Source organism: Mesorhizobium sp. M5C.F.Cr.IN.023.01.1.1, from assembly GCF_003997585.1.
Classification (GTDB): Bacteria; Pseudomonadota; Alphaproteobacteria; order Rhizobiales; family Rhizobiaceae; genus Mesorhizobium; species Mesorhizobium wenxiniae.
Genome location: NZ_RZSU01000050.1, coordinates 19,879 through 37,342 on the forward strand (window position 1 = coordinate 19,879; position 17,464 = coordinate 37,342).

At 62.9% G+C, this 17,464-nt stretch carries 19 protein-coding genes; 12 read left to right on the forward strand and 7 right to left on the reverse strand.

The annotated features are described in order from the left end of the window. Window positions 1-134 precede the first annotated feature (134 nt). The 3 genes from EOA78_RS20035 (at window position 135) to EOA78_RS20045 (ending at window position 1,844) form a co-directional block, all read left to right on the forward strand. On the forward strand, window positions 135-638 hold the full coding sequence (locus EOA78_RS20035; protein WP_127316633.1) for a CreA family protein: 504 nt from the start codon (window positions 135-137) through the stop codon (window positions 636-638). 70 nt (window positions 639-708) lie between these two features. After that, on the forward strand, window positions 709-1,350 hold the full coding sequence (locus EOA78_RS20040; protein WP_127316634.1) for a DapH/DapD/GlmU-related protein: 642 nt from the start codon (window positions 709-711) through the stop codon (window positions 1,348-1,350). A gap of 83 nt (window positions 1,351-1,433) precedes the next feature. Beyond that, entirely contained in the window at window positions 1,434-1,844 is a 411-nt protein-coding gene (locus EOA78_RS20045; RefSeq protein ID WP_164783836.1) for a low affinity iron permease family protein, read from the forward strand. Window positions 1,845-1,847: 3 nt separating this feature from the next. On the opposite strand, the gene EOA78_RS20050 is transcribed toward EOA78_RS20045, so the two are convergent. After that, window positions 1,848-2,714 (reverse strand): SDR family NAD(P)-dependent oxidoreductase, encoded by an 867-nt coding sequence (locus EOA78_RS20050; RefSeq protein WP_127316635.1) that lies wholly within the window; start codon window positions 2,712-2,714, stop codon window positions 1,848-1,850. A 133-nt stretch (window positions 2,715-2,847) separates the two neighbouring features. Between EOA78_RS20050 and EOA78_RS20055 the strand changes: the two genes are divergently transcribed. Continuing rightward, window positions 2,848-3,129, forward strand: coding sequence for a hypothetical protein (locus tag EOA78_RS20055; protein ID WP_127316636.1), 282 nt, complete (start codon window positions 2,848-2,850; stop codon window positions 3,127-3,129). Window positions 3,130-3,135: 6 nt separating this feature from the next. Here EOA78_RS20055 and EOA78_RS20060 read toward each other — a convergent pair whose 3' ends face one another. From EOA78_RS20060 to EOA78_RS20070, 3 genes are read right to left on the reverse strand one after another with little or no spacing between them, the layout of a single operon-like run. Beyond that, window positions 3,136-3,711: a TMEM175 family protein gene (locus tag EOA78_RS20060; RefSeq protein ID WP_127316637.1), complete on the reverse strand. Its 576-nt coding sequence runs from the start codon at window positions 3,709-3,711 to the stop codon at window positions 3,136-3,138. Between the two features lie 28 nt (window positions 3,712-3,739). Further along, a complete protein-coding gene (locus EOA78_RS20065) occupies window positions 3,740-3,991 on the reverse strand; it encodes a hypothetical protein (RefSeq protein WP_245477598.1) in 252 nt (83 codons plus the stop codon). Window positions 3,992-4,040: 49 nt separating this feature from the next. After that, complete coding sequence (locus EOA78_RS20070) at window positions 4,041-5,066, reverse strand: LacI family DNA-binding transcriptional regulator (RefSeq protein WP_127316638.1); 1,026 nt, start codon at window positions 5,064-5,066, stop codon at window positions 4,041-4,043. Between the two features lie 187 nt (window positions 5,067-5,253). Between EOA78_RS20070 and EOA78_RS20075 the strand changes: the two genes are divergently transcribed. The 5 genes from EOA78_RS20075 (at window position 5,254) to EOA78_RS20095 (ending at window position 10,242) form a co-directional block, all read left to right on the forward strand. Continuing rightward, on the forward strand, window positions 5,254-6,282 hold the full coding sequence (locus EOA78_RS20075; RefSeq protein WP_127316639.1) for a Gfo/Idh/MocA family oxidoreductase: 1,029 nt from the start codon (window positions 5,254-5,256) through the stop codon (window positions 6,280-6,282). Next, window positions 6,282-7,190: a sugar phosphate isomerase/epimerase gene (locus EOA78_RS20080; protein ID WP_127316640.1), complete on the forward strand. Its 909-nt coding sequence runs from the start codon at window positions 6,282-6,284 to the stop codon at window positions 7,188-7,190. Before EOA78_RS20075 ends, EOA78_RS20080 begins: the two co-directional genes overlap by 1 nt. Window positions 7,191-7,294: 104 nt before the next feature. Next, window positions 7,295-8,308, forward strand: coding sequence for a substrate-binding domain-containing protein (locus EOA78_RS20085; RefSeq protein WP_127316641.1), 1,014 nt, complete (start codon window positions 7,295-7,297; stop codon window positions 8,306-8,308). 87 nt (window positions 8,309-8,395) lie between these two features. Next, entirely contained in the window at window positions 8,396-9,193 is a 798-nt protein-coding gene (locus EOA78_RS20090) for an ATP-binding cassette domain-containing protein (RefSeq protein WP_127316642.1), read from the forward strand. Then, on the forward strand, window positions 9,190-10,242 hold the full coding sequence (locus tag EOA78_RS20095) for an ABC transporter permease (RefSeq protein ID WP_127316643.1): 1,053 nt from the start codon (window positions 9,190-9,192) through the stop codon (window positions 10,240-10,242). Before EOA78_RS20090 ends, EOA78_RS20095 begins: the two co-directional genes overlap by 4 nt. Window positions 10,243-10,257: 15 nt before the next feature. Here the strand turns inward: EOA78_RS20095 and EOA78_RS20100 are convergent, their stop codons facing one another. Beyond that, entirely contained in the window at window positions 10,258-12,909 is a 2,652-nt protein-coding gene (locus EOA78_RS20100; RefSeq protein ID WP_127316644.1) for a UvrD-helicase domain-containing protein, read from the reverse strand. 336 nt (window positions 12,910-13,245) lie between these two features. Between EOA78_RS20100 and EOA78_RS20105 the strand changes: the two genes are divergently transcribed. Further along, window positions 13,246-14,151 (forward strand): dienelactone hydrolase family protein, encoded by a 906-nt coding sequence (locus EOA78_RS20105; RefSeq protein ID WP_127316645.1) that lies wholly within the window; start codon window positions 13,246-13,248, stop codon window positions 14,149-14,151. Here EOA78_RS20105 and EOA78_RS20110 read toward each other — a convergent pair whose 3' ends face one another. Further along, complete coding sequence (locus EOA78_RS20110; RefSeq protein ID WP_127316646.1) at window positions 14,152-15,057, reverse strand: DMT family transporter; 906 nt, start codon at window positions 15,055-15,057, stop codon at window positions 14,152-14,154. Window positions 15,058-15,146: 89 nt separating this feature from the next. On the opposite strand from EOA78_RS20110, the gene EOA78_RS20115 reads away from it, so the two are divergent. Both EOA78_RS20115 and EOA78_RS20120 read left to right on the forward strand, forming a co-directional pair. Beyond that, window positions 15,147-15,626, forward strand: coding sequence for an Lrp/AsnC family transcriptional regulator (locus EOA78_RS20115; protein WP_127316647.1), 480 nt, complete (start codon window positions 15,147-15,149; stop codon window positions 15,624-15,626). Window positions 15,627-15,889: 263 nt separating this feature from the next. After that, a complete protein-coding gene (locus EOA78_RS20120) occupies window positions 15,890-17,014 on the forward strand; it encodes a hypothetical protein (protein WP_127316648.1) in 1,125 nt (374 codons plus the stop codon). A 158-nt stretch (window positions 17,015-17,172) separates the two neighbouring features. Here the strand turns inward: EOA78_RS20120 and EOA78_RS20125 are convergent, their stop codons facing one another. Next, window positions 17,173-17,370 carry a hypothetical protein gene (locus tag EOA78_RS20125; protein ID WP_023676715.1) on the reverse strand — a complete coding sequence of 66 codons (198 nt, stop codon included), beginning with the start codon at window positions 17,368-17,370 and terminating at the stop codon, window positions 17,173-17,175. Window positions 17,371-17,464 lie beyond the last annotated feature (94 nt).

A 17,464-nucleotide genomic window follows, 5' to 3' on the forward strand; every position in this document is an offset into this window, starting at 1 on the left:
ATCGGTTTGATCTCGTGCGCGCAAAGATGTCGCGTTGCCGCAACCGGCTTTCCTGTCAAAAAATGATCCGCTTGCAAAGCGCTGCCGCCCGTCCCACCTGAGGTCGGCAAAACTCGAACCGCAGGAGGCTTCCCTTGCAAAGACTGATTGGGCGAAAACTGATCGGCGGCGCTTTGGCCGCATGCCTCGTCATCGGTGCCGGCGCAGCCGCCGCTCAGGAGGTCGGCAAGGTCGGCGTCGACTGGCTCGGCAACGACATCATTGTCGAGGCGATCAAGGATCCGAAGGTCGAAGGCGTGACCTGTCACGTCACCTATTTCGAACGCGGGATGATCGATCGCCTGCAGAAGGGCAACTGGTTCGAAGATCCGTCCGATTCCTCGATCTCCTGCCGCCAGACCGGGCCGATCACCGTCGGCGACATCGACATGAGCGAGGCCGGCGAAGAGGTGTTCAAGCAAGGCATCAGCCTGATCTGGAAGAAACAGGTGGTGAACCGCATCTACGACAAGGCCAACGACACCTTGATCTATCTGTCGCATTCGCGCCAGGTGCAGGACGGTTCAGCGAAAATGTCCGTCACCACCGTGCCGCTCTATGGCCAAAACGTGGTGTGGACCAACGGCAAGCCGAAATAGGCTCTGGAAACAGGTGACGAGCGATTGGTCCCGCTTGCGGGACCAATCGCTCGGGCGTAAAGCCGCCGGGATGGACCGTCCCGAAAATCTTGTGCTGAAAGACCCCGAGCCGCGCATCCATCCGACTGCGGAATTGAAGGCGTGCAAGCTTGGGCGCTACGCCTCGATCGGCGAGCGGGTTATCCTGCGCGAGGTATCGGTCGGCGACTTCTCCTATTTCGAGCGCCACGCCGAGGCGATCTACACGACGATCGGCAAGTTCTGTTCGATCGCCGCCAACAGCCGGATCAACGCGCTGGAGCATCCGATCGAGCGGCTGACCCAGCACAAGGTCAGCTACCGCCCGAACGAATATTTTCGCTGGCTGGGCGTCGACGGGGCGTTTCGGGAAAGGCGGCGGGCGAAGTCGGTTAGCATCGGCCACGACGTCTGGATCGGCCATGGTGTGGTGATCATGCCCGGCGTGACCATCGGCAATGGCGCGATCGTCGGCGCCAACGCTGTGGTGACGCGCGACGTACCTGCCTACGCGATTGTCGCCGGCGTTCCGGCCAGGCAATTGCGCCAACGCTTCGCGGCGGACGTCGCCGCGCGGATCGAAAGCCTCGCCTGGTGGGACTGGCCGCCCGAGAGACTGGCCAAGGCAGTCCCCGACATGCAGACGCTGTCCATCGAGGCCTTCCTCGACGTCTGGGATAACGAAATACCCTGATCTTGCGGGCGCGTGCACGGTTATGTCCGTGAAATCCCTCCGTGCAAGGGAACCCGGAGCGGTTGCTGGTTGTTTCTCCTGCCATGATCGAGAAGCTTTTCACCAGGATCGCCAACTACGTTGCCCATCTCGCCGGTCTGCCGTCGACATTCGCCGTCTGTTTTCTGATCATCGTTGCCTGGGCAATAAGCGGGCCGTTGTTCGGCTTTTCGGATACGTGGCAACTCATCATCAATACCGGCACAACGATCGTCACCTTCCTGATGGTGTTTCTCATCCAGAACACCCAGAACCGCGATGGCATGGCGATTCAGACGAAACTCGACGAGTTGATCCGGGTCGGCAAAGCTCAAAATACTTTTATCGGCATCGAGCACCTGACAGAATCCGAGGTCGAGGAGATCCGCAAAAAATGTGAACAGGCGGCGAAACGGCATGATACGGCGGTCAAGAAAGCCACCGCGCAAAAGCGCGGCTCGAAGACACATGCGTGAGCGTCAGCTTTCCATAAACGCCGCGAAAGCCTCCTTGTAATCCGGATGCCAGCGCGACAGAGCAGGGCGGTTCTCGATGATGTCGCCGATCGCCCAGGCCATGCGCTTTTCGTCCATAGGCCGTGTCGCCTCGTTGTCGGGGCACAGGATGTAGAAGTCGCCACGCACCAGCGAGGCCAGCATGAAGTCGATCACCTGCTCGCCCGTCCAGGCGCCGGCGGGCTTTTCGGTCGCACCCTCGGTCAGGCCGGTAAAAGTGAACCCCGGAATAAGCAGATGCGCCGCAACCTTTGCGCCGGGCTCGTTGCGCAGCGCATGTGCCAGGCCTTCGGTGAAGGTCTTCACGCCTGATTTGGAGACGTTGTAGGCAAGATTGCCGGGCGGCGTGGTGATGCCTTGCTTGGAGCCGGTGTTGACGATCAGGCCCGGCCTGCCGGCCGCCAGCATGCGCGGCACGAAGGCCTCGACGCCATGGACGACGCCCCAGAAATTGATGTCCAGCAGCCGCTTCCAGGCGTCGCGATTTTCCCAGGGCTTGCCCGGATTGTTGCCGACGCCGGCATTGTTCATCAACAGCGACACGCCGCCGAACGCACCGAACGCCTTTTCGGCCAGCCGGTCGAGTTCGTCGGCTTTCGAGACGTCGGTGGCAACCGCGAGTACCGCGCTGTCGCCGACAATCGTTGCAACGGCGCGGGCAGCCTCATCGAGCCGCGCGCCACCGATATCGGCAAGCACGATTTTCAGGCCCAACGCTGCCAGCCGCTTGGCCGCAGCAAGGCCGATGCCGCTGGCGCCGCCGGTGATGACGGCAACGTTGCCGGAGGCAAGGGCAGGCAAAGCGCTCTGGATTTCGGCGTCGGTGGTCATGGCTATAGCGTCCTCGTTCAAGTTGCGCCGAACTTAACGCGCCGAGGGGCTCGCGCAAGCCGCTTTGGCGTCCTTGGGTTGACCATATCGGCAGGCGCTGCGCATGCTGTCCGCGTAAGAAGGAGATTACCGATTGACCGACTGGATCGAGATCCTGAAAGAACAGACCGCCACCGGCGACCAGATGAGCCGCGAGGTGCCGCAAATGCTTGCCAATCCCGACATCAGCGAAGCGCAAGTGAAGACGCTGTTTTCGGCGCTCGAAAAACAGGCGGAATTCGTCGAGAAGCTGCGCATAGCGCTGGAAAAATTTGGCCATGATTTTTCGGTGATCAAGGCGGCCGAGCGGCTTGAGGAGCGCTATGCCGACCTTGCGGCCTCGGTGGCCGAGAAGCTGAAAGCAATGCGGGAATAGGCAGGCCTATTTTTCGACCAGCCTCTCGAACCGCCTGTCCGGTACGAACCAGATCATGGCAACCAGCACATAGAAAGCGACGCTGATCCATTGATTGACGAAGGCCAGCGGAATGGCGGCGATGTAGAGGACCACCGAGATCTTTTCCTTGCGGTCGGTGCCCACCGCTCTGGCGAAGGTAGTGTCGTTGCCATGCAGCCGGTGCAGCATGACGACTAGAATGAAGTAGGCGGTCGCGCAAAGCGCCAGGACAACACCGTAAACGGCGACAGGCACCGGCGCGAAATGGTTTTCGCCCATGAATGCGGTGGTGACTGGCATCAGCGACAGCCAGAACAGCAGATGCAAATTCGCCCACAGCACGCGGCCATCCACCCGCTGCACGGTGTGGAACATGTGGTGCAAATTGTTCCAGTAGATGCCGACATAGATGAAGGACAGCACGTAGCTGAAAAACGTGGGCCATAGAGGTGCCAGCACGGAAAAATCCGCGCCATGCGGCACCTTCAACTCCAGCACCATGATGGTGATGATGATGGCGATAACGCCATCGGTAAATGCCTCGACCCGTCCCTTGCCCATGGATTTCCTCTACTACGCCTGGCTCATCCTAGGCGATCGAAGTGGCTGGAGGGAAGGCCTGGGCGCTGTCGTTCAGCCGCTCGGCGTCTCGGGCGAAAGATGCGCGCGCTGGTGCGGCACGCCAAGACCGGTACTCCGGCGGCTCGCCGGCAGCCGGCCTGTCCTCGATCATGTGCATAGTGCGCCAGCGGTCGAAGCGGTAATAGGTCGCTGCCAGCGCGAGCGACGTGATCGAGCCGACCGGAAAGCTCCACCCCAGCGCCTCCTCGCCGATCAACAAGAAGAGGGGCCGATCAACAACGAGAGAGGATAGGCGAGTGTGGCAATCATCAATCGCTGTCGCGTGCGATCAGCTCCAGCGGCCAGACCTCACGGATGATCCGCGTACCCTCTGGCCCGGCGAACGCCGGGATCGACGCCAGCAGCATTTCGGCCAGCCGCCGCCCCATCGGCTCCAGGGAAGGGCGGAAGGCGGTCAGCGCCGGTGAAAAATAGCGACACAGCGGCGTGTCGACGATGACGATCACCGCAATGTCGTGACCCGGCTTGATGCCCAGCTCGGCCAGCGCCTTGCAGCCGCCGAGCGCCATCGCGTCATTGTTGAAGATGATGGCGGTCGGCGGGTTTTTGGAGCGCATCACCCCAGGCGTCACCTCGTAGCCGCCGGCCTCGTTGATGAAGCCTTCCGCGATCAGCCGGGAGTCAACCTCGATGCCGTGCCGCCGCAGGGCCTTGCGATAGCCGGCCAGGAATAGATAGCCGAAATTGAGGTTGAGAGACGGGCGGATAGCGGCGATGCGGCGGTGGCCGCGCGCCACCAGGCGGTCGACGGCCTCGGTCCCGGCCGTCTCGAAATCGAGGTCGAGCGACGGATAGGATTTGTCGCCGGACCGGCTGCGGCCGAGCGTCGCGAACGGGAAGCCGACCCTGGTCAGGTAATCGATGCGCTCGTCCTCGCGACGCGTCCACGCCAGCACCACCGCATCGGCTCGGCGCGTCTCGACCACCCGGCGCAGGCGCTCCTGCTGGTAGTCGCCCGGCGCGCCCATCACCACGATCAAGTCGAGCCCGCTTTCGGCGAGTTTCGCCTGCAGCCCGGTCAGGAACGGAATGAAGAACGGCTCGCCATATTGCTGGTCGCCCGGGTGCGGCTGCAGCATGAAGGCGATCGAGTGGGTGGCGCCGCGCCGCAGGCTGCGGCCGGATTGGTTCGGCGAATAGTTCAGCTTTGCCGCCGCATCGAGCACGCGCTGGCGCGTGTCGGCATTGACGTCGGCGCGGCCGTTGAGCGCGCGCGACACGGTGCCGATCGAAATGTTCAGGTGACGCGCAAGATCGTGGATGCTGGACGCCAAAGGACGGTTCTCCCCTTTCTTGGCTATCACCGGCCGCTCTTCAGGCCAAGGTGATTTTCGCGAGCAGCCAATTGACATTCTACGCCTTCGGGTGTGTTCTCGTAAACGTTTACGGAAAACGTTTACGGTCATGCCGTGAATGCCGTGACGATCGGTCTGGAGGGGCCGAACGGAGGAGGAGCGCTGGATGATGAATGTCGTCCTGGTCGGCTGCGGAGCGATGAGCAAGCAATGGCTCGATGCGGCGAGCCAGATCGACGGGTTGGCTATTGTCGGCCTAGTCGACCTCGACTCCGACAGGGCGAAAGCGAGGGCGCGCGAATATGAGCTTGCCGGCGCCGTCATCGGAACCAGCCTTGACGCCGTGCTCGACCAGACTAGACCGCAGGCGGTGTTCGACGTGGTGGTTCCGGCGGCCCGGCGCGACATCGCGCTTTCAGCCTTTGCCCATCATTGCCACCTCCTGACCGAGAAGCCACTCGCTGACAGCCCGGACAATGCGCGTGCCATTGTCGAAGCCGCCCGGCGCGCCAAGCGCGTGCATGCCGTCGTCCAGAACCGCCGCTATGTCGCCAATGTCAGGCGTATCAGGCGCTTTCTCGAATCCGGCGCCATCGGCGTGCCGACCAGCATCCACGCCGACTTCTTCGTCGCGCCGCATTTCGGCGGTTTTCGCGAGGAGATGGCCCATGTCTTGCTGCTCGACATGGCGATCCACACCTTCGACGCCGCCCGCTACATGGTCGGCGGCGAGCCGGCCAGCGTCTACTGCCAGGAATGGGAGCCGGTCAATTCCTGGTACCGGCAGGGATCGTCGGCCACCGCAATCTTCGAGTTCGGCGGCGGCAAGCTGTTCACCTATGCCGGCTCCTGGTGCGCCGGCGGGTTCCGCACCAGCTGGGAGAGCAAATGGCGCATCGTCGCCGAGCGCGGCAGCCTGGTCTGGGACGGCGATGACGGGCTGAAGGCAGAAGTCGTGCGGCCGGTCCGTGAAGGCCTGTTCGATCGCACCGAGCCGCTCGCCGTGCCGCCGCTCGATCCTAATGACCGCGTCGGCGGCCATCTCGGCATCATCCAGGACTTCGTACGCGCCGTCGAAACCGGCACCGAGCCAGAGACGCGAGGCGCCGACAACATCAAGAGCCTGGCCATGGTCTTCGGCGCGATCGAGAGCGCTGAAACCGGCCGCCGGGTCGCGATCGCACAGGAAAGATGATGACGCCAAACCCGCTTCTCGACATCAGGATCGGCACCATGGTGCGGGCCAATCTCGACGACCCGGCCGCCTATATCAAGGCGATCCTGCCGTTGGGCTTCGAGAGCATCCAGCCCTTCTTCTGGCAGACGCTGGGCGGCAAGGACATTCGTCGCCTCGCTGGCGAGATCCGCGAGGCGATCGGCGATGCCGATGTCGTTGTCTCCTCGATCGGCGTATTCGGCAATCCGCTGGAGAGCGGCGATGTCGATCGCGGCGTGCTCGAGGCCTGGGAAACGATCATCGACAACGCGCATCTGTTTGGCACCAGCACGGTCAGCGGCTTCGCCGGCCGCCTTCGCGGCAAGCCGCTGCCCGACAGTCTGCCGCGCTTCCGCGAGGTGTGGGAACCGCTGGCCAAACGCGCCGCTGACAAGGGCGTGCGCATCGCCTTCGAGAATTGCGCGATGGACGGCAACTGGGCCAGCGGCGACTGGAACATCGCCCACAATCCGGACGCCTGGGAGCTGATGTTCAACGAATTGCCCGACGAAAATCTCGGCTTGGAATGGGAGCCCTGCCACCAGCTCGTCTATCTGATCGATCCAATCCCGCAGATCCGCAAATGGGCGCCGCGCATCTTCCATGTCCACGGCAAGGACGCGACGGTGCGTTGGGACGTGATCCGCGAGCATGGCGTGTTCGGCCGGCTGCCGTTCGTGCAGATGCGCACGCCGGGCTTCGGCGACAGCGACTGGACGAGAGTGATCGGCGAATTGCGGCTGGCCGGCTACAAGGGCGCCATCGACATCGAAGGCTGGCACGACCCGGTCTATCGCGGCGACCTCGAGATTACAGGGCAGGTGCGGGCGCTGGATTACCTCAAGCAATGCCGGGGAGGTGCCAGCTACCTGCCAAATCCGGCCTGAGGATCCAGCTGGCGGGAGGGCCGGCCAGCGAAGATTGCGGCGAAAGGCCGAAGCATTCGTCGAAAACCCCTCGGCTTGCGAGGGAACAACGGGAGGATAAGTGCATGAGCATCGCTAAGAGAACGACAGTTCTGCGCTCGACCGTCGTGGCGGCGGCCACGGCGCTCGCCGCTGCAATCTCCACCTTGCCCGCGCAGGCGCTCGACGCCCAATGGTGCAAGGATGTCCGTATCCGCTTCTTTGTCGGCGGCGCCGAGGGCGACGCCTTCGGCACCATCGTCTACAATGGCGCCAAGCAGGCGGCCGCCGATCTCGGACCCAAGGTCGACTACATCTTCTCCCAGTGGGACGTCGAGAAGATGGTGCAGCAATTGCGCGAAGCCGTCGCCGTGAAGCCCAACGGCATCGCCATGATGGGTCATCCGGGCGACGCCTCGATCATGCCGCTGGCCGAACAGGCGCACAAGGACGGCATCAAGACGATGTACCAGAACGTGCCGGTGCCGAAAGTGGTGGAAGCGTTCGGCGGCGGCTATGTCGGCGCCCAGCAGGAACAGCAGGGCCGTGCGCTCGGCGCCGAGGCGCTCAAGCTGGCCGGGCTCAAGGCCGGCGACAAGGCGATCATGATCGGCCCGTTCGAGAACGAGGCCCGCGGCGCGCGCGAGCGCGGTACGGTGGCCGCACTGAAGGAGGCCGGCGTCGAGGTCATCCAGCTGTCGTCGCCGCCGAGCGGTGAGTGGGCATCCGACCCCAATCTGGCGATACCGGTGATCACCGCCGCACTGCTCAACAACCCTGATGTCAAGGCGGTCGGCTATCCCGGCGGACAGATGCTCGGCAACGTCGCCACCTACATGCAGGCGGCGGGACGCAAGCCCGGCGACATCTTCAATTTCGGCTTCGACACCAGCCCGCAGATCGTCGAGGGCTTCAAGGGCGGCTGGGTGCAACTGACGGCCGACCAGCAGCCGTTCCTGCAGGGCTATCTGCCGATCCTCAGCCTCTGCCAGCAGGTGGTGCTGGGCCTGGCGCCGATGAATGTCGACACCGGGGCCGGCTTCGTCACGCCGCAGAATTACGAGATCGTCGCCGAACTTGCCAAGCAGGCGCTGCGCTGACCTCCCAAGCCGCCGCCGGCCGGGATCGAGTCCGGCCGGCGGGACCGCCGGCGAAAGGCCGGCAAGCGTCAATCAAGCGAGGGTCCGATGGCCGAACGCATTATCGAACTGCGCGACATCAGCAAGTCCTACGGTCAGGTCTATGCGCTGGGCGGGGTCAATCTCAGCGTCGACCGCGGCGAGGTGGTCGGCCTGATCGGCGACAATGGCGCCGGCAAGTCGACGCTGATCAAGATCTTGTCCGGCGTGGTCAAGCCGACCAGCGGCGAAATCCTGGTCCGTGGCAAGCCGGTGACCGGATGGAGTGCCGCGCGCTCGCGCGACGCCGGCATCGAGACCGTGTTCCAGGACCGGGCGCTGGCCGTCCAGCAGACCATCGTGCGCAATATCTTCATGGGCCGCGAACTCACCGGCTTTATGGGCTGGCTGAAGGTCGGCAAGGAGATCGAGGAGGCAAGCCGGCTGATGCGCGAGATCGGCTTCACCTCGAAAGTGTTCACGCCGCAATCGATCGTCGGCCAGCTCTCGGGCGGCGAGCGCCAGGGCGTGGCGATCGCCCGCGCCATCTACAAGAAAGCGGAGCTGATCGTCCTCGACGAGCCGACGACGGCGCTGTCGCTGACCGAAACCGCCAAGGTCTTCCATTTCGTGCGCCAGGTGCGGGCGAGCGGCCGATCGATCCTGTTCATCGGTCACAACATCCACCACGTCTTCGACATCGCCGATCGTTTCGTGGTGCTCGACCGCGGCAAGGTCGCGCTTACCGCCGACCGGAGCGAGGTCAAGTCGGCCGAAGACCTGATCAACTTCATGGAAGACGTGGCGCATCCGGGCGGTTTGCCGGGACTGCACGACGCTGGCGACGCGGAGCAGAGAGCACGATGAGCAAGACAATGGAGCCCGATCTGCACGAGCCGTCCGCCGGCATCCCCCGCCCGGGCAATTCTCGGAAAGAGTGGAGACACCCGTCCGACAATTGGCTGCGCGGGTTCATCCTCGACAACCGCGCCGCGCTCGGCACGCTTGCCGTGTTCATCGTCATGATGGCGGTGTTCATGATCGCCAACCCGACCGTCTTCACCACCTGGTATCTCTACAGTTCCGTGCTCACCACGCTGCCTGTGGCGCTGTTCGTGGTGGTGCCGCTGGTCTTCGTCGTCACCTGCGGCGAGATCGACCTGTCATTTCCGGCGACGATGGGCTTTGCTTCATGGGTCTTCGCGCTGGTCGTGCAGGCCGGCTACGACCCATTCCTCGGCATCGCCGCGGCCATCGCCACGGGCACGCTGCTCGGCTTCCTCGTCGGATCGCTGGTGGTCTATGGCGGGCTGTCATCGCTGATTGCCACGCTCGGTATGAATTTCCTGCTGCGCGGCCTGATCCAGATCATCAACGAAGGCAAATCGACGGCGCTGACCAGCCTTGCCGACAGCTGGGCCTACAAGATCTTCTCCAGCCAGATCTACGGCATTCCGGTGCAGATCTTCTGGGCCATCGCCTTCGTCGTGCTGTCGGCGCTGCTCTACAACAGGCATCGTTTCGGCGCGCAGGTGAAGGTGGTCGGCGACAATCCCGACAGCGCCCAGCAGATGGGCATCGACGTCAAGCGCGTGCGGGTGAAAGTGTTCGTCTTCGTCGGCATCGGTGCGGCGATCGCCGGTACCTTCTCGGTGATGATCAACTTCACCTGGTGGCCGACGGCCGGCGACGGCTATCTGCTGCCGGTGCTGGCATCAGTGTTCGTTGGCGGCACGCCAACCTGGGGCGGCATCGGCACGGTGGTCGGCGGCGCCATCGGTGCGGTCACGGTGTCGTTCATCCAGACCGGTGTCGTGGCGGCGGGCCTGAGCGGCTTCTACGTCCAGTTCTTCAACGGGCTGATCATTATCCTGTCGCTGCTCGGCCACAAATGGAACCAGGCGCGGTATCGGTGAGGGAAGGGCGGACGTTCACACCGCGGTGACAAACCCGTCCAGCACGCGTTTCTGGCCGGCCTTGTCGAAATCGATGGTCAGCTTGTTGCCGTCGATGGCCGCAATGTTGCCGTTGCCGAATTTCTGATGGAAGACGCGGTCGCCGACATTGAAGGCCGAGGGTGTGTCGGCGACGGATTTGGCGACCAGTTCGCCATCGATAGTGCGGCCTTTGATTGAGGTGCGGCCGGCGCCATAGCCGGAGTCGGTCTCTCCATAGCCGATGCGCTCGACCTGGTGGCCGGAGCGTGAGCCCCAATTGCGGTCCGTCGCCTCGGTGCGATTGGCTTGAGCGCGCTGCCAGCCGGGCGTCGCATAGCTGTTGGAGAAGCTACCCGATTTTTCCTCGCCGACATTGTCGAAGCGCGACGCGCCATAGGGGTTCTGCCTTCCACCACGTCCCGAGGCAAAAGAACCGCCGCCGTAGGCATTGCCGTAACCGCCGTAGCTGTTGCCGCTCTCGGCGACTTCGACATGGGCTTCCGGCAGTTCGTCGAGGAAGCGCGACGGGATGGTCGATTGCCACAGGCCGTGGATGCGGCGGTTGGAGACGAACCACAAATGCAGGTTCCTCTTGGCGCGGGTCAGCCCGACATAGGCCAGCCGCCGTTCTTCCTCCAGCCCGGAGCGGCCGCCCTCGTCGAGCGCGCGCTGGTGTGGAAAAAGACCTTCCTCCCAACCAGGGAGAAAAACGGTCTCGAATTCGAGGCCCTTGGCCGAATGCAGCGTCATGATGTTGACGGCGTCGAGCTCGGCGTTCTGCTCGGCGTCCATCACGAGTGCGACATGTTCGAGGAAGGAGCGCAGCGATTCGTACTCCTCCATGGAGCGGATCAGTTCTTTGAGGTTTTCCAGCCGGCCGGGGGCTTCCACCGAGCGGTCGTTCTTCCACATGTCGGTGTAGCCGCTCTCCTCCAGGATGGTCTCGGCAAGCTCGGTGTGCGGCGTGGTCTCCAGTGCCTTCTGCCAGCGCTCGAAATTGGCGGCGACCTCGCGCAATGCTGCGCGCGGCTTCGGCTTCAGCTCGTCGCTCTCGGCGAGTTTTTCCGCAGCCTCCAGCATCGGGATGCGCAGCGCCCTGGCGGTATCGTGGATCTGGCGGATGGTGGCTTCGCCCAACCCGCGCTTCGGCACGTTGACGATGCGCTCGAAGGCGAGGTCGTCGGCGCCTTGGGCGACGACGCGGAAGAAGGCCAGCGCATCGCGGATTTCGAGGCGCTCGTAGAAGCGCGGGCCGCCGATGACGCGATAGTTGAGGCCGAGCGTGACGAAGCGGTCCTCGAACTCGCGCATCTGGAAGGAGGCGCGGACAAGAATGGCCATGTCATTGAGATTGTGCTTCTGCCGCTGATAGGCTTCGATGGTTTCGCCAACGGCACGGGCCTCTTCTTCCGAGTCCCAGGCGGCATGGACATGCACCTTCTCGTCGTCCTCGGCGACCTTTTCGGTGAACAGCGTCTTGCCGAAGCGGCCCTCATTGTGGGCGATCAGATGAGAAGCAGTGCCCAGGATGTGGGCGGTGGAGCGGTAGTTGCGCTCCAGCCGGATGATCGTGGCGCCAGGGAAATCCTTGTCGAAGCGCAGGATGTTGTCGACCTCGGCCCCGCGCCAGCCATAGATCGACTGGTCGTCGTCGCCGACGCAGCAAATGTTGACTTTATTTTCGCTCACGGGCTGTTCCGCGCCTGTCGGCGCGGGCCCTCCGCGGGGGCCTCGCAAGGGCTCGGACGCCCGGTCGGGCTTGCGGCCTTCGGCCGTTCGCAAACCTGTTGATGTTGAAGCTCGTCCGGCATCCGGCCGCTGCGCCAGCAGCCGCAGCCACATGTACTGCGCGGTGTTGGTGTCCTGATACTCGTCGACGAGGATGTATTTGAAGCGCTTGTGGTACTCCTTCAGCACGTCCGGATTGGTGCGGAAGATGCGGATCGGATGGCACAGGAGATCGCCGAAGTCGCAGGCGTTCAGCGTCTTCAGCCGCTCCTGATAGGCCTTGTAGAGCTCGCGGCCCTTGCCGTTGGCGAAGGCGCGGGCGTCGCCCTCGGCAATGTCGGCGGGGCCAAGACCTTTGTTCTTCCAGCCGTCGATCATCTGGGCGAACTGCTTGGCCGGCCAGCGCTTGTCGTCCAGCCCCTCGGCCTGGATGAGCTGCTTGATCAGGCGCACGACGTCGTCGGTGTCGAGAATGGTGAAGTCGGATTTGAGCCCGGCAAGTTCGGCGTGTCTGCGAAGCAGCTTTACTCCGATCGAGTGGAAGGTGCCGAGCCACGGCATGCCCTCTATCTGATGGCCGACCAGCAGGCCAATCCGCTGTTTCATTTCGCGCGCCGCCTTGTTGGTGAAGGTGACGGCGAGGATCTGCCAAGGCTCGGCCCTCTTGGTCTCAAGGATGTGAGCGATGCGGGTGGTCAAGACGCGCGTCTTGCCGGTGCCGGCGCCGGCCAGCACCAGAACCGGGCCTTCGGTGGTTTCCACCGCCAGCCGCTGCTCGGGGTTGAGCCCGTTCAGATAGTCGGGCGCGTTGGTGTGGCCGCTGCGGGCAGCCATGGCGCGCGCGGCAATGCCGGACGGGGCCGTGGGCCGCGCATTCGGTTCGTCAAAAAAGGGCATGTCTTCCGAAAAGCCGGACATTGTCCCCGAATGTAGTGATTCGGCAGCGAAAGGCCAGAAGTGTCTCCGTTTTGTTCTCTGTCCAGGCGGGGGAGTTACAAATCCGGTAGAACACCACCTATAGCGCCGGCCTGCTTGACAGGCACGGCAGGCCGGAGAAAGCAGCACGCAGGTGCGCGGTTGCCCATGGGCGCGCCGCGAAGCGCATCGGTCGGAAGGAGTATCATCCTGGACCAGCCGCCGGTCTGGCGGACCTGCGCTTGCGTCAGCAGCGCCTCACTGATCCGTGACTGGACCGTGCGGGCTCCTATCCTATGTTGCGCGGCGGAAGTACTTCCCGAAGCCGAGGAGAGCGCCATGACAAAACCGAGCCCTGCCAGCCCAGCCGTCACGAGACCCGCCATTACCCAGGCGATGATAGACGCCTATGACGAATACACGCATCTGACGCTCGACCGGCGGCGCTTCATGGAACAGTTGACCAGGCTTGCCGGATCAGGTGCGGCGGCGGCCGCAATCGCGCCGCTGCTGGCGGCGAATTCAGCACGGGCGGCGATCGTTGCCGAGGACGATTCCCGCGTGACGGGCGAGGACATCAGCTATCCCGGCAGCGGCGGCGAGATGAAGGGCTATCTGGTCAAGCCTGCCGGCCAGTCCGGCAAGCTCGGGACTGTCATCGTCGTGCATGAGAACAGGGGGCTCAATCGACATATACGCGACGTGGCGCGGCGCGTGGCGCTGCAAGGGTTCGTGGCGCTGGCCCCGGACTTCCTGTCGCCGCTCGGTGGTACGCCGGCCGACGAAGACAAGGCGCGTGACCAGTTCTCCAAGCTCGATCCGGCGCAGACCGTCGCCAATGCGGTCGCAACAGTCGCTTTCCTCAAAGAACACGCGGAAGGCGACGGCAAGGTCGGCGCGGTCGGCTTCTGCTGGGGCGGCGGCACGGTGAACACGCTAGCGGCCAACACGCCGGATCTGGCTGCCGCTGTCGCCTATTACGGCATGCAGCCGAAGGCCGAGGATGTGCCGAAGATCAGGGCGGCGCTGCTGCTGCATTATGCCGGGCTCGACACCCGCATCAATGCCGGTATCGACGCCTTCAAGAAGGAACTCGATGCCGCCAAGGTCGAGTACACGGTCTATGTGTATGAAGGCGCCAATCATGCCTTCAGCAATGACACGTCCGCGGCCCGCTACGACAAGAACGCGGCGGACCTCGCTTGGGGCCGGACGATCGCCTTTCTGAGGGAGAAGCTTGCCTGATCAGGCATCTGCTGGTTTGTGAAAAGCGACCCCGGCCACCACCAGCGCAATGCCGATGCAATCGATAGGGCTGGGTATCTGGCGGAGCACAATGACGCCGATCAGCGTGGCGATGACCGGCAGCAACGACAGCATCAGCGCGAAGCTCGAGCGCGGCAGCCGCGACATGGCAAGCTGGTCGCATATATAGGGGATGACCGACGAGCAGATGCCGACGCCGATGGCGGCGATGAGCAGTGGCGGCGCCGAGAAAGCCGGCAGCGCATCGGTGAAGCCGATCGGCAGCACGATGAGGAAGGCGACCGCCATGGCGGCACCCAGGCCGGCGATGCCGTCGCCAGCGCCGGCGGCGGCGACGCGGTGGCCAAGCACGATGTAGCCAACGAACAGCGCGCCGTTGAGGAAGGCCCAGAACAGGCCGATCGGGTCGCTTGACCATTTGACGTCGATCAGCAGCAAGGTGCCGATGACGGCGACGGCAAGGGCTGCGAGATTGCGCGGGCTTCTGACGCCGACAAGCGGGACGCCGATGGTGCCGACGAATTCGATCGCCGCGACCAGCGAGATCGGCAAGCGTTCCAGCGCCAGGTAGAACGAGCAATTCATTATGCCCAGGCAGGCACCAAAGGCGAGAAGCAGCAGTCTTGTCGGGCGGTCGGCGCGGGCGAAGACCGTCCATGGCCGGGTCAGCGGCGTAAAGACCAGGGCGGCCGTGACGATGCGCAGCCAGGCCATGCCGAGCACGCCGACATGCGGGAAAAGCAGCACGGCGAAAGCCGGCCCGAGATAGTGGAACACGGCGCTGACCCCGAACCAGACATGCGGCGGCAGCGAGGTCGCCAGCTTGCCAAAGACGGGCCCGGCGAGGGCAGGGATTGCAGCAGGGGCTTGCGCTGGATCATCCATAAGATCATTATCGCAGGCAGTTTTTTGGATTTATATGGCTGATAGCCGGCCGAAAAGATAATCTCTTTTCCAAAACCAAGGAGTTTTGTCTGAAACGCCTTCGAAACGAAAATACCGACTTGGATGCGGCTGATCTGAAAATCCTGCGCCTGCTGGAAAAGGATGCGCGCACCAGCACCGCTGAACTGGCGCGTTCCGTCGGTCTGTCGGCGCCGAGCGTGGCGGAGCGCATCCGGCGGCTGCAGGAGAGCGGCGTGATCGAGGCCTATACGGTGCGGATCAACCCGGCCGCGCTCGGCATGAAGCTGTCGGCATGGCTGCGGATCAGGCCGGTGCCCGGGCAACTGGCTGTGGTCGCCGAGATCATCCGCGATCTGCCGGAAATCGCGCAATGCGACCGGGTGACCGGCGAGGACTGTTTCGTCGCGCTGGCGCATTTCGGCTCGGTGGCCGAACTCGAACGGGTGATCGACCGGATCATTCCGTTTGCGATGACCAACACCGCGATCATCCAGTCGTCGCCAGTGGTGGCGCGCTCGCCGCTTGGGGCGATCAAGCGCCAGCGTTGATGTTGAAGGCCGATGCGATCGTTCGTAAGTAAGTGGGTAACAGACACGTATCCCGATCGACACCCTTTCTGACGCTGTGGTCAACGCCTTGGTCGAGGACGGCTCGCTGTCTGACGCAAATTTACAGGCCGCTGTGGCAAAATCTTGCTCGGGCCGGAGGTTTTCGAGGAAGTGAAGGAGGATTAGGGAACTTCGGCCCACCGAGCAGTAGGCCGTCTATCAGCAGTCGGATATAATCCCGGCCATGGCACGATATTTTGGGGATGAATGGCACGCAAATTTCGACCTACCGGCCGATCCCGCAGGTCGAAACGGCGGTGTTAGATGCTAACGTTCTCCTTGACGCCGCACTCATTGTCGACGGGGTCGGCGCTAATGCGGTGGCTGCTCTCAACGCAAGAGGAGTAAAGCTTGTTACCAGTGCTCGCGCTTGGGAAGAGCTTCACGAAACTCTATCAAAATTTAGAAATGGTTTGGCGCCGATCGACGCCATCGTTGATAAAGTTCTTGCAGGGAAGGTGGAGATTCGGACCGCAGAGGGTAGCCTGTCGAAAATCTCCGATCATGACCGGCATGTGGCACTCCTTGCCGCGGAGTGCAAAGGTTGCCTCCTCACTGAAGACCTCGAACTCATCAACGACATGAATGCGGCGTCTCTGCACGCCCGCACTCTGAGAGAGACACTATACGAATATCATAGCCTGCCTTCCGGGATCATCCCCGCTGCGCATGGAACAGCCTTCGGGGCGGATGGTCATATCTTCGCTAAAGCGGATGCCCACCTGGACATTCTGGGCGAGAGCAGAGAATGGAACCTTTTTGCGAATGAAGACCTAGGGCGAGTGGCCTATGACAGTCGGCTAAGGTCATTTTGCTTCTTCGGCGCGGATGATTCCCCGTTATTGAATGTACCGTTCGAACTCCAACCCGATGTGACTTTTGCAATTGCTCTCGACTACGCGACCGGTTCAAGTAGCACCACCTTCTCACTGAAAGTTTGCTATCAGGGCAGTGATGATGTGTGCACTGTTAGTACGAGGGCCGCAGCCTTAAAAAGGGCCCCAAGATCAGACGTCCGATGGCTTAATAGGTTCGAGAAACCGGAAGGCTGGAAAGGGCACTTTCAGGTTGGCACATTCGGTCCCTACCGACTTAGCCGGTCGAGCTGGAGGTCTTCTCGCCGGCTTGTTGGAGTCGCGCCCAGCACCTTGACTGCTGACCTATCATTTTGCGCTGCCCTTCTTTGCGACGTTAAGAGCGATGCCGTCAGGCGTCCAACTTGGTCGCAGGCTGCCACGCTATCACATATTAGCGCGCCAGGCTTCTACCCGGGCACCCGAGCCAAAGAACGGGAAGCCTCCTGGTTTCCGGACAGTTGGTCGTCCTAGTAGGACCGGTCAAACACTTTCGCGGCCGCGAGACTTTAGAGGTCAACATGCAATTCACCGACGCTGTACCCGTAGCGGGAACGCGTTGACACGATGGGGAGAAGTGTCGGCAAACGGATGAGTTGCGCAAAGCCGGGAGCTATTTCACATCGGCGACGCTAGGCGTGGCCGCGCTTCATCCGCGCTTGCTTCAGGATGGCGCGCCAGCGGATCATGGCGAAAGGGATCGGCTCGTTGTTGTTGGCGATGTGAAAAATCTCGTTGTTGAGGTTCTTCAGCGAGCGCCAGAAATCATAGTCGGTGATGCGTGGGTCGGCCGCCAGCCTGTCCGCCTCGACCTTGATGTCGGTTTTCATGCACGTTCCCCGAACCGCTTCAGCCCCCGCCGCCCGTATCGCAATGCGGACGGTTTTCGAACGCCGCGCTGAGTCGTTCAACGCCTCAATTCGA